This is a genomic window from Neisseria maigaei (genome assembly GCF_958267405.1).
Classification (GTDB): Bacteria; Pseudomonadota; Gammaproteobacteria; order Burkholderiales; family Neisseriaceae; genus Neisseria; species Neisseria bergeri.
Map to the genome: position 1 here is coordinate 98,554 of NZ_CATQFT010000060.1, position 14,966 is coordinate 113,519.

A 14,966-nucleotide genomic window follows, 5' to 3' on the forward strand; every position below is an offset into this window, starting at 1 on the left:
CGAAATGCCGTCTGAAAGACCGTTTCCGGTTTCAGACGGCATTTGTATCAGGCGGGATTAACGGGAACCGGCAAAGCCGATTTCGCCGTTATTAACCGTACCGACGATTTCTTCGGCATTGGCACCGAAGAAGCCGAGTTCGTAATCACCTTTATTAGAAGAACCTTTAATACCGTAGCCTTGAAGGCGGCTTCCATCAATTTCGTTATTATGATCGATATGGGTTATGTTGCCCTTGTTCAAGACGACTTTTTCACCCAAGCCGGTAATGTTGCCTTCACCCGTTCTTTCGTTGAAATTGACGGAGTAGCTCAATACGCCTTGATTTTGTCCGTCAAATGCAGCACCGGAATAAGTCGCTTTACCGGCTGCGGGCAAGGTTTCAGTCGGCGTACCTTTGATGGTCAGATAATCTTCATCACGGATAGTCTCAGTTCGATTCACTCCGGGCCCTTGAATCGAGTAGGAAGTCGGTTTAACGCCAGCAATCAGAGAATAATTCTGACGGTAGATATGGGACTCGCCCTTGCGGGTTAGTGTATAAGTTTCACCATCTGCACGTACCTGTGCAGATTCTGTATGTGCATTGTGGGTCAGCTGTTTCAAAGGTACTTTAGACAAATCAAGAGAGCCGCCATTGGCATTTTGGCCCAGAGTGCTGACTTGGTAAGTCAAAACAGTTGCACTATTCACACCATATTCCCTAGCCAACTTACGCACATCTGCTTCAGCCTCACTTCTCAATCCACTGACGCTGACTGAAAAATTAGGTGTGTCGTTTGTCAGAGTGGAGGGAGGAGGATTGTCGTTGGCAGCGGACGGTTGCGTTGCAGAGTTGCCGCCGTTGTTGGACGGCTGTGTCGCTGTGTTGCTGCTGTTGCCGGATGGTTGCGTTGCAGAGTTGCCGCCTGCTGCCGCCTGGGTGCTTGCGTCGTTGTAGTAATAATTGTTGTAAGTTCTAGTGGTTTTACAAGCTGCCAGGCTCAAGGCAATCATGCTCAATGCGAAAACTTTGTTCAAAGTCATCATAAATCTCCAAAATTTCAGAAATTAAAGTAAATAAGTTTATGGTTGTGTAAACCGCTTCCCATTATGCCCATATTCACTTTTACTGGCAACTAAATTGTTAATACTATCAATTATTCTGTTTAAAGAAGGTAACAGTCGGCTATTCATAATCCGCCATTATGCATACCGAACAAGATAAAACCGATTTCAGCGAACGTTTGAAAACAGCAATACGCCTCGCGGGTTTGGACGAGCTGTCCAATGCCAGTCTCGCCAACCGCTTCAATCTGCGCCATCCCAATCAGCCTGTCAGTACGCAGGCGTTTCACCATTGGCTGGTCGGCAGGTCGATTCCGACTCCGGACAAAATCGAGACGCTGGCAAAATGGCTGGATACCAGCGCGGAATGGCTGCGCCACGGCAGGCTCTCCGGCACGGAAGGTGCGGCTTCGCCGCAAGAAGCCCTGCTGTTGAAATATTTCCGCCTGCTGCCACCCGAAAAGCGTGATGCGCTGATGGTGCTGCTGCACCATCCGGACGACAGATAGCCGGTGAAAACGGGAAATGCCCGGACGGTGTTGCCTGTGCCTGTTTGGACAAGTGTTCTTGAGAGCGGTAAAATCGAGATTTGCCTGAAAAGGGCAGGGCGATATGCCGTGCTTGGATTTTGTGCGCGGTTTTTCGCGTTGAAAGCAATCATGTCTGTTTGAATATTTAATGCCGTCTGAAACATCCGGACGCGCACCCGTTCCCTATGAAAAAACCGACCGATACCCTACCCGTCAATCTGCAACGCCGCCGCCTGCTGTGTGCCGCCGGCGCGCTGCTGTTCAGTCCTCTGGCGCACGCCGGCGCGCAACGTGAGGAAACGCTTGCCGACGATGTGGCTTCCGTGATGAGGAGTTCTGTCGGCAGCGTCAATCCGCCGAGGTTGGTGTTCGACAATCCGAAAGAGGGCGAACGTTGGTTGTCCGCCATGTCGGCACGTTTGGCAAGGTTTGTCCCCGATGAGGAGGAGCGGCGCAGGCTGCTGGTCAATATCCAGTATGAAAGCAGCCGTGCCGGTTTGGATACGCAGATTGTGTTGGGGCTGATTGAGGTGGAAAGCGCGTTCCGCCAGTATGCAATCAGCGGAGTCGGTGCACGCGGCCTGATGCAGGTTATGCCGTTTTGGAAAAACTACATCGGCAAACCGGCGCACAACCTGTTCGATATCCGCACCAACCTGCGTTACGGCTGCACGATTCTGCGCCATTACCAGAACCTTGAAAAAGGCAACATCGTCCGTGCACTTGCCCGCTTTAACGGCAGCTTGGGCAGCAATAAATATCCGAACGCCGTTTTGGGCGCGTGGCGCAACCGCTGGCAGTGGCGTTGATTTTGAACCCGCTCCGCAACCGAAATACGGCGAATCCTGTATAATCCGAAAATCTGTTCACTGGAAGTTCAGACGGCATTGCAACTGTTGATGCCGTCTGAAAAATTATTTATGGCAAGAGACAACCGCATCCAAATGTTTCCGCACGAATGGCGCGCCAGTACGACGCTTTCCGGCGTGTACGCGCTGCGTATGCTCGGTATGTTCCTCGTGTTGCCCGTTTTGGCAATATATGCCGCCTCGCTGCCCGGTGCGGAAGACAATAAAACGCTGGTCGGGCTGGCAATGGGCATTTACGGGCTGACGCAGGCATTGCTGCAACTGCCTTTGGGCATCGCTTCCGACAAGTTCGGACGCAAGAAAACCATTTATGTCGGGCTGATTGTGTTTGCCGCCGGCAGCTTTCTTGCCGCCGCCGCCGATACGCTGCCTATGCTGGTTGCCGCCCGTGCCATACAGGGGGCGGGAGCGGTCAGTGCGGCGGTTACCGCGCTGCTTGCCGACTTGACGCGCGACGGCGTGCGTACCCGCGCGATGGCGATGATCGGTTTGAGTATCGGTCTGACGTTTTCGGTCAGCCTGGTGGTTGCGCCGATGATTGCCGACGCGGTGGGCGTTCGCGGACTGTTTATGCTGACCGGCATTCTGACCGTTGCCAGTATCGGCGTGGTGGCGTTTATGACTCCCGACCCGGAGGTTTCTAAGCTGCACGAAGATACACAGGCCCAGCCTGCACGTATAGGCGAAGTTTTGAAAAACCGTCAACTGCTTAACCTTGATTTCGGTATTTTTGCCCTGCATGCCGCGCAAATGGCATTGTTTACCGCGCTGCCTTTCGCGATGACCCGGCTCGGTTTGGAAAAAATCCAGCATTGGAAAGTATATCTGCCCTCGACCATTACGGGCTTGGTGGTGATGGTTCCGCTGATTATCGTCGGCGAGACGCGCAACAAGCTCAAGCAGGTTTTTGTTTTGGGCATCGTCTGCATCGCGGCGGCGCAGCTCGGTTTGCTGTCCGGTATGCACTCGATTTGGCTGATTACCGCTTATCTGGTTGTTTACTTTATCGGTTTTAATGTGTTGGAAGCCAGCCTGCCGTCTATGGTTTCCAAAATCGCGCCGTCCGACCTGAAGGGTACGGCGATGGGCGTGTACAACACGATGCAGTCGCTCGGACTGTTTGCCGGCGGCGCGGCAGGCGGCTTGCTGTTTCAAAAATACGGCTTTTCCGGCGTGTTTGCCTTTTGCAGCATATTGATGCTGCTGTGGCTGGTGATTGCCGTTTTATCGCCCGCACCCAAGCCCGTCAAAAACCTCAGTTACCCTGTCGGCGGCGTGTGGCAGGGCAATCGGGACGGATTGCAACGCGCCCTGTTGCAACTCGAAGGCGTGGAAGACATCGGTTTCAGTTTCGACGGGCAGACCGTCTATCTTAAAGTGTTGCAGAAGGGTTTCGATCAGGCTGCCGCTGAAAAAATCATCACAGGAGTTTAAAAAATGTCATTGAACAAAGTCATCCTTATCGGCCGACTCGGACGAGATCCCGAAGTGCGCTATATGCCCAACGGCGAGGCGGTGTGTAATTTCAGCGTCGCCACCAGCGAAACTTGGAACGACCGCAACGGCCAACGTGTGGAGCGCACCGAGTGGCACAACATCACGATGTACCGCAAACTGGCGGAAATTGCCGGGCAATACCTCAAAAAAGGCGGGCTGGTTTATCTGGAAGGCAGAATCCAAAGCCGCAAATACCAAGGCAAAGACGGCATCGAACGCACCGCTTACGATATTGTCGCCAACGAAATGAAAATGTTGGGCGGGCGCAATGAAAACAGCGGCGGCGCGCCTTACGAGGAAGGTTACGGTCAGAGTCAGGAGGCTTACCAACGCCCCGCGCAGCAAAGCCGGCAGCCTGCCCCCGACGCGCCGTCCCATCCTCAAGAAGCACCAGCCGCGCCGCGCCGCCAACCCGTGCCGGCCGCCGCCTCGGTCGAGGACATTGACGACGACATCCCGTTCTGAGTTACATATAATTTAAAACTGTAAAATAAAATCTCTATAAATATAGAGAACCCCTTATTTTAAAGGGGTTCTCTTTTTTTACATTTATTTGACATGGAAAGCTTATTTTTTGTAGTATTTATATATATTTAACTTGTAAATTAAGTGTTATGTATAAACTAATAACAATCCTTTTTTCAAATGGAGGGCGTTTCCCTCTATTGGTTAATGAGAAAACAGATATCCCTGATTTTTATTCTACCTTATGGGTAACTGTAGAACTACGTAATCAATCCGCAGTAAACACAATTAGGAATAAGCTGGGAACTATACAGTGGATAATGAATTGGGAAAAACAGAATAATCTTGTTATTAGCGATCTAATTCATAACAAAACACTCTTAACAGAAAGCCAATTAGAATCCCTTATTCGACATATGAGAATAAATATAAAAAAGCAAAAGAATGTAATCAATACAAAAAAAGTGTGTCAATGAAAGGTAGGACTCAATTTATTGATATTTATTCTTCCGTATCTCTTAGTCATCAATATAATAGACTAACAACGCTTTCAGAATACATATTATTTCTATCTAAAGTAATTAATGTATCTAACAAATATATCGCAAAATTGACGAAACTAATTACGTTAATTAAAGAGTCAAGACCTAAAAATCATAAAACATTATCTATCAAACCAGAAAGTGAGCTACCTGATGGATTGTTAGATGAGTTTATGTCTATTGCGAACTTTTCTAATCCTAATAATCCATTTCAAGATATTGGAATTAGAAAAAGAAACCATTTGATGTTTATCTTATTAAAGGAATTAGGGATTAGAAGAGGAGAGCTATTATCAATTCAAATCCCATTTATTGATATAGGAACAGCCAAATCCTCAATTACAATTAGACGAACGCATGATGATAAATTTGACACAAGGAAGAAGCAAGCTGTAAGTAAAACGAAAGAAAGGCGACTTCCTATTTCACAAAATATAGCTCAACTTATCAATGACTATATTATGAACTATCGCTCTAAGATTCCTAACGCTAATAAACATCCATATTTATTTGTAACCCATCGAAAAGGAAAAACGCAAGGAAACCCAATTAGTACCAGTTCTTTTGATAATGTTATTGTATCAACGATGAAAAAGATAGATTCTAAATTTTCGATTATTCATCCACATATTTTTCGTCATGAATGGAACTTAGATTTTTCACGAAAGGTGGATAAAAATAATCAAAATATAAATCATGATTCTTCTCATAAAGATTTTATTTCTCCCGAAAAAGAAGCAAAGATGAGACAACATCTTATGGGACATACATCCGAGAAATCAGGAAATATTTATAATCAACGTTATATAAGAGAAAAAGCTAACAAAATATTATTAGATCTTCAGATTGACTTTCAAAAAAAGGTTGATAATTATGAATCAGAATAAACGTTTTAGACAGTCAAGAGATGGGTATGCATTTGATGAAAATGAAAACTCTTGGCATATAAGTAAAGATATTACAATTAATTTCTCTCAATCTGTATTAGATATAGATCATAAAACACTAGAAGGATTTAAAAAAACACTTGCTATTTATGCTGAAAAATATTCTAGCTACCATACTTTTAATATGCATCGTCGATTCCAAGAATTTGTAATGACTACTAACTCAAATATTATTGATAAATTTGTGATAATAAATTGGAAAGCTACTTTAGGTAAAGAACGTGAGTGGCATTTAGGAGCATTAAAGGGTTTTTTACTGTCATGGCATGAGTATGGCTATTATGGAGTTGACAAATCTGTTGTGTCGTTGCTAGAAAGTTTTACTTTGAGTGGAAATGATAAAGGTAAATCGGTATTAATGAGATGCCCTTATACAGGAGCATTTACCGAAAATGAAATTTTAGCTTTAATGGCTGAACTAGCTAGACTTTGGAGAGAAGATCTTATTTCATTTGAAACATATGCATATATTCACTTACTTCAAGCTACAGCTAGAAGACCGATTCAAATACGTCATTTAAAATTTGAAGACCTAAGAAAGGAAATCTCTCAAGGAACATGGAATTATTTTCTACATATTCCTAGTGCAAAAAAAAAGAGGAGGATTATTTAGAGAAACGTTTAAAAAACTTGCTATCACAGAGGAGTTATATTTAATTCTCCTAAACTTTATAGAATACCAATATAAGAAATTGCTTAGTTTGGTTGATGAAACCTTTATTTCTGGTTATAAAATGAAATTACCAATGTTTATTGATTGGAATTGTTTAAAGAAGAATATCAAAAATAGGAATTTTGATCTTTCATTATTAAACAAAGATATTTTTCATTATTCTGCTTCTTCGTTGGAGCTATACGCATTACGAAAATTCTGTATTCACCAAAAAGCAATTTCAGAACGAACAGGTGAGATTATTCATGTAACAGCAAGACGTTTTCGTCATACAAGGGGGACTAACCTAGGGAGAAAAGGAGTTGGTGCAGCGATTATAGCAGAACTACTAGATCACTCAGATACACAAAATGTGAAAGTCTATACTGAAAATACAGCAGATACAGTGCAATATATTGATCGCGTTATGGGTGCTGAAATGGGAAAACTCGCTCAAGCCTTTACAGGTAAAATTATTTCTAACTTAAATGAAAGTGAGAGAGGGTACGATCCAACATCTTTAATAACCAATAACGGAATAGATACGATAGGTGCTTGTGGAACAAATGATTTTTGTATAACTGGCTATGAAACTTGTTATTTATGTCCTAAGTTTAGGCCACTCATTGATGACCCTCATCAGCAAATCTTAAATAAGTTGTATGAAGAAAAGGAAGAACGTTTAAAACAAACTAAAAGTATAGATTATACATCATCCAAAGATCGTATTATTTTAGCTGTTGAATATGTTGTTCAAGCTTGCAATGATATGAAAAGAACTATGGTAAGTCACTGATTATGAACAATCTAATTTTCTCTCCAAAAGATAATAATCCTAAATCTAATTTAGAGAAATTTATTAATTTCAGTAAAAATCAGCTTACTATCTTTGGAAATGATTGCTGGGAAAACAACCAATGGAAAACAACATTCAGCATTTATCCAGTTCAGGTTCGTTTTTCCACAGAAAGAATTAAGTCTACAGCTTATAAATATGAGCCATTAGCTGCACCATTCATTGAATTTGCCAAAGCCTATATTCGTTATACTTATTCTCTAAATCCCATTCGTAATTTAGCCAGACATATTGAATCTTTACGTATAGTTGAAATGGCTCTCTATAATATTAAAGGAAGGGCTGACATACTTCAGCTTGATTATTTAGTTATTCATGAAGTAGAAAATATCGTATCAAAAAAATATAAAAAAGGTACGAAATCAGTCAATAAATTAGGTTATCAAATTCAAAAATTATTTGATTTTTGCAGAGAAAATCAAATTACATCTCGACTACCTTTATGGGAAAATCCCTATAAACGCCCTAGAGATTTGACTATATTACTGGATGAAAAAGGAAAAGAATACCGTTCAAGTAAAATGCCAACTGATGAAGAAATGATGCTGGTTGCTAAACTCTTTCATGATGCCCCCAATTTAGACAAAGAAACTGAATATTATACAGCTGTTATGGCTCTACTTATGGTCGCTCCATCTCGTTGTTCTGAGTTGATGTCTTTATCTGTTAATTGCTTAGAATGGGAAGAAGATAGCTTAGGAAATAAGCAATTAGGGATCCGATGGATACCAGCAAAAAATGGTAAAGAGGGATTAAAATGGGTTCCTAGCTGTATGCAAGATATTGTTGTTGAAGCGGTTAAACGTTTAACGAATATAAGCTCTTTGGCTAGAGAGGTTGCTAAATTTGCAGAAGAAAATCCTAATATATTGATGTTATCCAATAAAGAGCTTGCACCATCCCATTCTTTATACCAAAAGCATTTGACTAAAAGTGAAATTGCTGAAGTGTTAGATATTGATTCCAAAAATAGTTGTAATACTAAATGGTTTAAAAATTTAATAAGTGAAAACGATGGAATTATAACTTATGAGATACTAGGGAAATTTTTGTATAAGAAATACACATCAAAATTTAATAATTGGCCTTATGTTGATAAACATAAAAGCGTGAAGGTTTCTGAGGCTTTGTTATTATTCAGAGAAAATGAATTTCATGATGATTTTTCCCCTAAAAGTTTTTCTTTTGTGTTACCAACAGTGAATCAAATTAATGATAGATTTTGCTATTCTGAAACTCGCCCTAAAACATCATTATGGGAAAAGCATTGTATAGGCACATCCAAAGGAAAATTTATAAGATTGCCATCACACAATGCAAGACATTGGTTAAGCACAAAAGCTGAACGAGGTGGAATGGATGAGTTAACTTTAGCTAACTGGGCAGGAAGAGCTAGAGTTGCAGATAACAAAGCTTATGATCACAGAACAGAAGAAGAAAAAAGCGAGTCGGCTCGAGATTTACTCATTCCGGAGGATATTTCAATATTAGATAAAATTTATTTAAATCTTCCTGTTACCTATGAAGACTTAGGAAAAGATAGAATCGGAATAGCAACCGTAACAGAAATAGGTATTTGCGAACACGATTATGCGATGTCTCCATGTTCTCGTCACGGTGATTGTGAAACATGTAAAGAGCTTGTTTGTATTAAGGGTTTAGAGTCTTCTTTAGGAATTTTAAAACAGCGCGAGATTCAACTAACAGAGCAATTAAGTAAAGCGAAAGAACACCATAGAATAGGTGTTTTTGGAGCAGATCGTTGGATAAGTAACCTATGGTGGAGATTAACACATATAAAAACTAAAATTAAATTCTTAGAAAATAGTGAAATCCCAAATGGATCGTTATTACGAATGCCTGATGAGTATGACCCTTCTCCAGTTAAATTAGCTTTACAAGAAAAAGGAATGGATATAGATATTCAAAAACCAGAAACAGCTAAATTAGACGATGAGTTATATAGACTAATGGAGTTATAGTATGCCAAAAATTCTTGTTACAGAAGAAAATTTAGAAGATATCATCATGATGATTAAGACTTGGGAAGATAAACTAACATGGGATTTACTTTGTTCTAAAGTTTCAGAATTATTGAATGTTAAAAGCATTGAGAGACAATCACTAGCTAATTATCCAGATATACAAGAGGCATTTAGCAAACAAAAACAAAAAATTAAAGAAAAGGTAAAGGCTAATCCAGAACCAAATGTAACAATGGATTATCTGCAAAAACAAGTAAATAATTTAAAGGCTCAGGTACAACGATTGGAAGAAATCAATGAACGATACAAGCAACAATTTATTGTATGGCAATATAATGCATATATGCATGGTATGACCCAAGTTACTTTAAATAAGCCTCTTATTGCTGTTAACCGCCAACGTAGGTAATTTATAGGATGTAAGGTAAATTATTTTTACTATAGTAGTCTCTACAAAAGATTGTCTGAAAATCAATTTTCAGACAATCTCTTCACACCTATTAAACTTCTTGATGGGTAGAGTAGAAGACAGTTTTCATCAGCATCTACTTCTTCCGGGCAGAGAGATACAGCAGTTTAATGGCGCGTCAAACACTATTATACTGAACTACTTTCCGCTCAAGCCCGCACCGCAGCTTGCAGCAGTCTCCACTAAATCTTTATTTTGTTAACAATATGGATTCGCTCAGCTTCGCCCACGTCTTGCAGGAGACAAGCACGCGGCCATGTATGCAAAAATTTAAGACTGCTGCATGATCATTAATCCCAAAGGTATTCCAAAAAAATAATTGTCCAAACTGATTATCGGAACAGGAGCGCGATTGAAGTGTAACGCGAAATTTCAGGCAATCTGCATACCCCGCAATGACTGTGGTTGTCTAACCCTCGCCATTTCAGGAATGAACCATGCCAAACACCCCCGCTCATATCATCCAATCAACACATGTCTACGACTGTACGATATCCACTTGCGTACTGGCTGGTTGGACCTTCACGCGCTACCACACGCCCGGTAAGTCCGAGTATGCTGTGGTGTACGGCACGGTCGCCCAAGACGGGGCGGGACGCTTTGCCGCAGGCAGCCGAATCCGCACTTCGCCCGTTACCCGATGGGCGGCACCGCTGGCCCATACGCACAACTCGGTGTATTGCCTGCCGGAAGGTGCAGGCTGCTTTTGCGACCTGCCTGCAACCTTACAGCCTGCCATAGACAGTTTGGGTATCGAACCTGCCGAAGCGGCCGTTATCCTGCAAAACGCCTTCATGCAGCCTGCACATGCTTTACCTGAAACCGCCTGTTTCGGCGTTCCGGTGATGCGGCCGGCAGGACGGGGCGATTGTCCGGTCGTCATGGAGCGCCACATCGCCGAATTGCCGTTCTACCTGTTTTGGCGGGACAGCAGTATCGGTTCCGCCCAAAGCCTGATAGACGGGCAAGCCGCCGTGTTTCTGCACGATTGGCACGCATTCTGCCGTCTGTTTATCCGTACCGGTAAACACCGCTGCCAAACCGGCCACACAGGCAATCAAGCGGAAGACGGCCAATACAGCTATTTCGGCCTGCCGATTGTGCATACGCCAGAACAGGATAATGCCCCTGCCATATCGGAAGCCGACATTGCCAAACTACCGTTTTACACCTATTGGCACACCGCCTGCGCTTCCGATGTACATCCGTTGGCAGACGGCACACGCGTTGTGCCCCTTGCCGATTGGGAAGCCTTCTGCCAACGGTTGGTATTGACCGGCAGATAGGTGGGCAAAAAAGTGCAGGCTGCTTTTTATCGCCCCAACCCCGTTTCAGACGGCCTCTAAAGCAGCCTGCACCTTATTTTTCATTGTCAGATGACCAGAAACCGAGTATCCCATGCCTCAAACCTATTTCACCGCCGACTGGCACTTCTCCAATCCCAACATCGCCCGATACTGCCCGCAATTCCGCCTACAAAGCGATAACGCCGACGAGCTGAACGAATACCTGATCGACTGCTGGAACCGCGTCGTTACCCCGCAAGACACTGTGTACAACCTCGGCGATGTCTGCTTTGCCAAAAAGCCCGCACACATCGAAGCCGTGCTGCAACGGCTTAACGGGCAACACCATTTGATCTACGGCAACCACGACTACCTGATTAGGCAAAACGAAGCACATTTCCTCGACACGCGCAAAGCCGACGGCAATCCGTTACTCTCATCCACAAGCCATTACCTGCGGCTCAAACTGCCCGAAATCAGCAATACCGCGATTTTGTGCCACTATCCCTTATATGAATGGGACGGCATCCACCACGGCCTATACCACCTCTACGGCCATCTGCACGACCGCATGGCTGCCGTCAAAGGACGCGCCCTCAATGTCGGCTGGGATATGCACGGCCGTTTCCTGACAGTACAGGATATTGACGGCTTCCTGCGCGACCTCCCTGCCGTGCAGTATTTCGACGACAAGCAAAACGTTATCGTTGGTAACAGCACGGTAGATGCGGCTGCAAAAGTTCGGGCGAGATTGGCGGCATTGAACCAATGAGCTTTTATTTTAGAAATGAATTTTCAGGTAGCCTTGAATGGTGCAGGCTGAGACCTTTGCAAAATCCCCCCCAAAAATCCCCTAAATTTCCACCCAAGACATTTAGGGGATTTTTTGGGGGGGGGGGAATTTTGCAAAGGTCTCAGGCTGGCTGTCATGTGCCAAACGTAATTTAAAAAAGTTGTCCCACTCCGTTGCCGTAACGACGACTTCCGCCCACATAAACGGTTCAAGAAGTCGGTTGGCGATTTGCTTATGCAAGCCTAAATCCAGCAGGGTTTCAGCGTAGATGACTGCTTCATCTCTTGCGGTTAGCCAGGTTGCTTCACATTCGTCGCTTACCTCTACGCCAAGCGAACCGTCTGCTACCATTCCTGCTTGATTTTTACCCCATTGGACGGGTATCACCGGGTCATTTCTAACCTGCTCAAGCAATTTTGCAGTAGGGATTGCCCTACTGCTGGCGGCGTTTTGAACTGAACATCCTATGCTTATTAAACTGAGACAATATAAATCTAGGCATCTTCAGTTGCAGAGTCGTAATCCTGTTACGACGGGTTTATTTTTATTGATAAATCCTGTAAAATACTACTCCTACTTTTACAAAGTACTGATTATAATGGATTTAAATGTAAACATTAGGAATTTTGGTAAAATCTCCCACGCCTCGCTCGTTATCCGCCCCTTTACGGTCATTACCGGATGCAATTCCAGCGGCAAGAGTTTTATTACCAGAGGGCTGTACAGCATCCTGCACACGCTGAATCAAGACGTTGTGTCCGCCTATCTGATAAACAGCCTCAACAGTCTGGAGAGGTTGGTCTCACTGATTTGGGACGGCATCCCCCGACGTTCCGCACAGGACGAGATGCTGTTGGAGGATTTCGTGTCTAAGTTGGAGGGGTTGAAGCATGAAATAGCGGGCAGGCTGGACTTCTTGGCACTCCTGAAGTCCGGCGACCTGTTGAAGTCGTTCGTTCCCGATGTGGAAAATCTGGAGGATGATGTCGCCCGTCTCGGAAGCCAACTGCAGGCGGGGAAGGGGACGAAGATGAAGGCCATCGGACCTTTATTTTTGAAATTACAGACGAGGTTGGGCGAATTTGCAGACAGTTTGGACGACTGGCTCTCCGTCTATACATACTCTTTAGAAAACGGATTGAAGAAGGCGTTCTCGGAAAACTTCCAAGTGGCCGACCTGCCACGCCTGCTGCAGAACCCCAACGCGCCTGCGAGGTTCGGGATGGATGACGATACGGCCGAAATTCAGGTGGGTACGGATGGTGGCATCAGATTCAAGGTCAGCCACAGCCTGCTGAACGAGTTGCATAGTTTGAAGAACGTGGTGTACTTGGAGTCCCCCGTCTATTACAAGATGAGGAATGTCCTGCGCGATTCCCGCATATCGCGGATGAATATGCTGCGGAGGGGTGCGGTTAATCCCGTACCCAAGTATTTCTACGATTTGGACGAGCTTTTGGAAGCCAACCTGCCCGGTGTGCCGGAAGACCTCGAACGAATCGCGGAAAAGGTTGAGTCGCTGATTAAGGGGAATCTGGCAATTACGCCGAACGGCGAAATTGTTTACCAAGAGGAAGGCCGTACTCCTGTTCCGTTGAACATGGCTTCGTCAGGTATTTCCAATATGGGGATGATAGCCCTGCTGTTGCGGCGCAATGTGTTGAACAAGGGCAGCTTCCTGTTTATCGACGAACCGGAAATGAACCTGCACACCACTTGGCAGCACGCGATGTTGGACGTATTGCTGGATTTGGGTCGGGCAGGGGTCAATGTCGTGATTGCGACGCACAGTTTGGACATGTTGCACCGTTTGGAGGCCGTTGTAGAGGGTTCGGACGGCGGGGTAGGGGAGATGGTCAGTATCAACAGGCTGTCGACCGAAGGTGAAACCCTGCACGACAAAACCGTTTTGCAGGGTATCAGGGAAGCCAAAAAAGTGCTGGGCGAACCGTACCTCAAGGTGCTTCAGGACAGGTTGCCGTAATGCGGAATATCGTCGAATTTAAAGAGTTGATGCAGCATGAAATCCCTGAATGCCCGGTCGTTCTCACCTCTGAGGGTTATAAGTTGGACGGGCAGCACGGGATAAAGTCTGCATTGAGGATACTTGACCGCAACGGAGGCACGCCGAAAAGCTGCGACTACCTCCAACCGTATAAAGATACGCTGTTATTGGTTGAGTTTTCCGATTTGGCCGCGCAACACAGACGTTGTGGAACTACCCTTGAAACCCTCAATTTGACTGTCCTTTCCCGTTCGGAACGCAACAGGGTGGAGGACAGGCTGGGGGCGGAAGAGGAGATAAAGAACGAGTTGAGGGATAAAATCCGCGATACGGATTTCATCCTGAGGGAGGTGAACTCGAGGCAGATGCTGGAGGGACTGCCTGATTTGCAAGTCTGCCGGTTCCATATTTTTATTGTGTGGCATCCGTTGGATAATCCTTTGGAAAAATACGACACGGCACGACTGCTGGACGGTTTGAGGTTGAAGCTGGATGCTGACATAAGCCGCTGCCTCTTGGGCTACTTTACGGATGTGCCGGTTCATTTTTTGACCGTGGAAGCCTACGAAGCCCGATATGGAGTGTCTGCCGTCGGCTCTAACCCTCAAACGGATATACTTGTCACCGCTGCCGACGATTGACTGCACACATGTAAAAGACCGCCTGAAAACGTTTTCAGGCGGTCTTTGTCGTTCTTAGAACGAATATCGCAGGCCGACGTTCGCTGTCGCACCTTTGACGGTTCCCATTTTGTCGTTGGCATGGGAAATGCCGCCGTGGTGCGAACACGTTCCGCGCCCGTTGCTGTTCGACTGCCATCCGTCGGCGCACGAGTTCTCAGAAGTCAGGTCAAATGCCCATTTGAGACCTTTGCAAAATTCCCCTCTTCCCCTTCACCCCCAACAGCCAAAACCTAAACACAGGTTTTTCGGCTGTTTTCGCCCCTAATTGCGCCTAATTTTACCCAAATACCCCCTTAATCCTCCCCGGATACCTGATAATCAGGCATCCGGGCCGCCTTTT

General features: G+C 44.8%; 16 protein-coding genes. 13 read left to right on the forward strand and 3 right to left on the reverse strand.

Annotation, left to right across the window (positions count from 1 at the left end; all coding sequences use genetic code 11):
• Window positions 1–57: 57 nt before the first annotated feature.
• A complete protein-coding gene (locus Q3O06_RS10630) occupies window positions 58–1,029 on the reverse strand; it encodes a factor H binding protein domain-containing protein (protein WP_301818817.1) in 972 nt (323 codons plus the stop codon).
• Window positions 1,030–1,187: 158 nt separating this feature from the next.
• Here Q3O06_RS10630 and Q3O06_RS10635 point away from each other — a divergent pair, with 158 nt between their 5' ends.
• From Q3O06_RS10635 to Q3O06_RS10685, 11 genes are all read left to right on the forward strand, one after another.
• On the forward strand, window positions 1,188–1,556 hold the full coding sequence (locus tag Q3O06_RS10635) for a transcriptional regulator (RefSeq protein ID WP_301668172.1): 369 nt from the start codon (window positions 1,188–1,190) through the stop codon (window positions 1,554–1,556).
• A 206-nt stretch (window positions 1,557–1,762) separates the two neighbouring features.
• Window positions 1,763–2,386 (forward strand): lytic transglycosylase domain-containing protein, encoded by a 624-nt coding sequence (locus tag Q3O06_RS10640; protein ID WP_301818820.1) that lies wholly within the window; start codon window positions 1,763–1,765, stop codon window positions 2,384–2,386.
• A 111-nt stretch (window positions 2,387–2,497) separates the two neighbouring features.
• Window positions 2,498–3,880 (forward strand): MFS transporter, encoded by a 1,383-nt coding sequence (locus tag Q3O06_RS10645; protein ID WP_301818848.1) that lies wholly within the window; start codon window positions 2,498–2,500, stop codon window positions 3,878–3,880.
• Between the two features lie 3 nt (window positions 3,881–3,883).
• Window positions 3,884–4,408: a single-stranded DNA-binding protein gene (locus Q3O06_RS10650; RefSeq protein WP_301818821.1), complete on the forward strand. Its 525-nt coding sequence runs from the start codon at window positions 3,884–3,886 to the stop codon at window positions 4,406–4,408.
• Window positions 4,409–4,880: 472 nt separating this feature from the next.
• Window positions 4,881–5,837, forward strand: coding sequence for a site-specific integrase (locus Q3O06_RS10655; RefSeq protein WP_301818822.1), 957 nt, complete (start codon window positions 4,881–4,883; stop codon window positions 5,835–5,837).
• On the forward strand, window positions 5,824–6,510 hold the full coding sequence (locus Q3O06_RS10660) for an integrase (RefSeq protein ID WP_301818823.1): 687 nt from the start codon (window positions 5,824–5,826) through the stop codon (window positions 6,508–6,510). The genes Q3O06_RS10655 and Q3O06_RS10660 overlap by 14 nt, the downstream gene beginning before the upstream one ends.
• Complete coding sequence (locus Q3O06_RS10665; protein ID WP_301818824.1) at window positions 6,482–7,345, forward strand: tyrosine-type recombinase/integrase; 864 nt, start codon at window positions 6,482–6,484, stop codon at window positions 7,343–7,345. The genes Q3O06_RS10660 and Q3O06_RS10665 overlap by 29 nt, the downstream gene beginning before the upstream one ends.
• Before the next feature lie 2 nt (window positions 7,346–7,347).
• Window positions 7,348–9,387 (forward strand): integrase, encoded by a 2,040-nt coding sequence (locus Q3O06_RS10670; RefSeq protein WP_301818825.1) that lies wholly within the window; start codon window positions 7,348–7,350, stop codon window positions 9,385–9,387.
• Between the two features lies 1 nt (window position 9,388).
• Window positions 9,389–9,799 (forward strand): hypothetical protein, encoded by a 411-nt coding sequence (locus Q3O06_RS10675; RefSeq protein WP_301818827.1) that lies wholly within the window; start codon window positions 9,389–9,391, stop codon window positions 9,797–9,799.
• A 497-nt stretch (window positions 9,800–10,296) separates the two neighbouring features.
• On the forward strand, window positions 10,297–11,145 hold the full coding sequence (locus tag Q3O06_RS10680; RefSeq protein WP_301818828.1) for a hypothetical protein: 849 nt from the start codon (window positions 10,297–10,299) through the stop codon (window positions 11,143–11,145).
• Window positions 11,146–11,257: 112 nt separating this feature from the next.
• Complete coding sequence (locus tag Q3O06_RS10685) at window positions 11,258–11,917, forward strand: phosphoesterase (RefSeq protein ID WP_301818829.1); 660 nt, start codon at window positions 11,258–11,260, stop codon at window positions 11,915–11,917.
• A 102-nt stretch (window positions 11,918–12,019) separates the two neighbouring features.
• Here the strand turns inward: Q3O06_RS10685 and Q3O06_RS10690 are convergent, their stop codons facing one another.
• Window positions 12,020–12,325, reverse strand: a complete 306-nt coding sequence (locus Q3O06_RS10690; protein ID WP_301818831.1) for a hypothetical protein — start codon at window positions 12,323–12,325, stop codon at window positions 12,020–12,022.
• Window positions 12,326–12,536: 211 nt separating this feature from the next.
• Between Q3O06_RS10690 and Q3O06_RS10695 the strand changes: the two genes are divergently transcribed.
• Together Q3O06_RS10695 and Q3O06_RS10700 are read left to right on the forward strand one after the other, a co-directional pair.
• Entirely contained in the window at window positions 12,537–13,922 is a 1,386-nt protein-coding gene (locus tag Q3O06_RS10695) for an AAA family ATPase (RefSeq protein WP_301818832.1), read from the forward strand.
• A complete protein-coding gene (locus tag Q3O06_RS10700; protein ID WP_301818833.1) occupies window positions 13,922–14,584 on the forward strand; it encodes a hypothetical protein in 663 nt (220 codons plus the stop codon). Before Q3O06_RS10695 ends, Q3O06_RS10700 begins: the two co-directional genes overlap by 1 nt.
• 54 nt (window positions 14,585–14,638) lie before the next feature.
• Here Q3O06_RS10700 and Q3O06_RS11235 read toward each other — a convergent pair whose 3' ends face one another.
• Complete coding sequence (locus Q3O06_RS11235; RefSeq protein ID WP_500793334.1) at window positions 14,639–14,791, reverse strand: DUF3761 domain-containing protein; 153 nt, start codon at window positions 14,789–14,791, stop codon at window positions 14,639–14,641.
• Between the last annotated feature and the right edge of the window lie 175 nt (window positions 14,792–14,966).